This is a genomic window from Protofrankia sp. CiP1_Cm_nod2, from assembly GCF_920664355.1.
Lineage (GTDB): Bacteria > Actinomycetota > Actinomycetes > Frankiales > Frankiaceae > Protofrankia.
This window is the reverse complement of record NZ_CAKKTL010000041.1, coordinates 31,267-33,090: the sequence shown is the minus strand read 5'-3', so window position 1 is coordinate 33,090 and position 1,824 is coordinate 31,267. Positions and strand designations below refer to the sequence as shown.

The 1,824-nt window shown below is 73.6% G+C and carries 1 protein-coding gene and 1 pseudogene; one reads left to right on the top strand and one right to left on the bottom strand.

Annotated features, from left to right (window positions below; genetic code table 11):
* A pseudogene (locus NBW84_RS06945) lies at nt 1-240 on the bottom strand (hypothetical protein); the annotation flags it as partial.
* A 143-nt stretch (nt 241-383) separates the two neighbouring features.
* Here NBW84_RS06945 and NBW84_RS06940 point away from each other — a divergent pair.
* The coding region (locus NBW84_RS06940) for an MFS transporter (RefSeq protein WP_250282786.1) at nt 384-1,824 on the top strand (1,441 nt) is incomplete at its 3' end.

Below are 1,824 nucleotides of genomic sequence, written 5' to 3'. Positions count from 1 at the left end.
GGTCCGGGGTGAGGCGGACGGCCGGCTCGCCCGAGCGGCCCGCGCCGGCCGGTCGCCCCGGGCCGGGTCGACGGGCTCCGCCGGGTCGACGGGCTCCGCCGGGTCGACGGGCCGGTCCAGGTCAACAGGCCGGTCCGGGTCAACAGGCCGGTCCGGGTCAACAGGCCGGTCCGGGTCAACAGGCCGGTCCGGGTCGACGGGCCGGTCCAGGTCGACGGGCCGGTCAGGATCGACGGGCACCGTTGCGTCCCCGCTCACCGGTGCCGGGGGTGCTGCCGGGCCGAGCTGTACATCCTGAGCCTCCACGCACGTATTGTCGCCTACACGTTCCGGAACTGCGCTGCGTGGTCGTGATGGCTCTCCTGGGGGGGAGGACACTCAGCATGGTGAACGTGGGTGCCGGTGTCGCCAGGGGGGTGCGGAGGCTGCGGGCCTCCGCCCGCCGGGGCGGCGCCGAACAGTCCGGGCTCGCCTCCCTGGTGGAGCTCTCGTTCGTCAACGCGGCCGGGGACGCGCTGGTCACGGTAGCACTCGCCGGCTCACTTTTCTTCGCGGTACCCACCGGTGAGGCGCGTTCGAAAGTCGCCCTGTACCTGTTGATCACGATGGTGCCGTTCGTCCTGCTGGCACCGGTGATCGGCCCGGTGCTGGACAGGTTCGCCTATGGCCGCCGGACCGCCCTGGCCGCGATCTGCCTGGCCCGCGGCATGCTCGCCTGGCAGCTCGCGAGCTCCCTCGACGGAGTGGCGGTCTACCCGCTGGCGCTCGGGCTGCTGATGCTGTCCCGGTCGTTCGGGGTGGCCCGCAGCGCGGTCATCCCGCGGGTGACCCCCCGGGAACTGACCCTGGTGAAGGTCAACTCCCGGATCTCCCTGGTCAACATCGTGGCCGGGGCGGTGGCGGCCCCGCTCGGGCTCGGTATCGCCAACATTCCCTACATCGGCTACCCGTGGGTGCTGCGGATCTGCGCCATCGTCTACATGACGGGTGTTCTGCTCGCCTTCAACCTGCCCGGACACGTCGACTCCGCCGCGGGTGAGAAACGCGCCGTCCTCGGGGCGGGCCGCTTCCGCCCGCACCGGGACATCACCGGCCGGCTGCGCCGCGCGCTCGGCGGGCTGCCGGTGGCCCTGCGCGCCTCGCTGGTGCTGCGCGGCCTGGTCGGGTTCCTCACCTTCTACCTGGCGTTCCTGCTGCGGACCAGCGGCGGCAACAACCTGTGGCTGGCCGGGCTGGCGATCTGCGCCGGGGTGGGCAGCGGCCTGGGCGTGTTCGTCGGCGGCCGTCTCGGCCGTAAACGGCCGGAAGCGCTGCTGATGCTGTCGCTGCTGATGGCCGCCGGCGGCTGCCTGGGCGCTGCCGTCAACTACACCAAGCTGACCTCGCTGCTCGCGGCCCTGCTGGTCACCATGGCCAGCTCGACCGGCAAGCTCGGGCTGGACGCCATCATCCAGCGGGACGTCGCCGAGGACACCCGCAACTCGGCGTTCGCCCGCTCGGAGACCGCGATGCAGCTCGCCTGGGTCGCCGGCGGCGCGACCGGCCTGATCGAGATGCCCGGCACGCTCGGCTTCGCCGCCGCGTCCGCGGTGGTCCTGGGCACGATGTTCGTGGAGACCCGGGCCCTGCACCGTTCCCGGGCCGCGGCCCGGGAACGTCACAATGTCCCGTACGCCCCGGCAGCCCCGCACGGCCCGCACGCCGCCGCAGCCCCGTACGGCCCGGCCACCCCGTCCATGGCCCACTTCGACCCGGGGGCGCCCACCCAGCCGCAGGCCCCGCCCCTCGCGCAGCCCCTGCCACCAACCCTGCCGCAGCACCCGG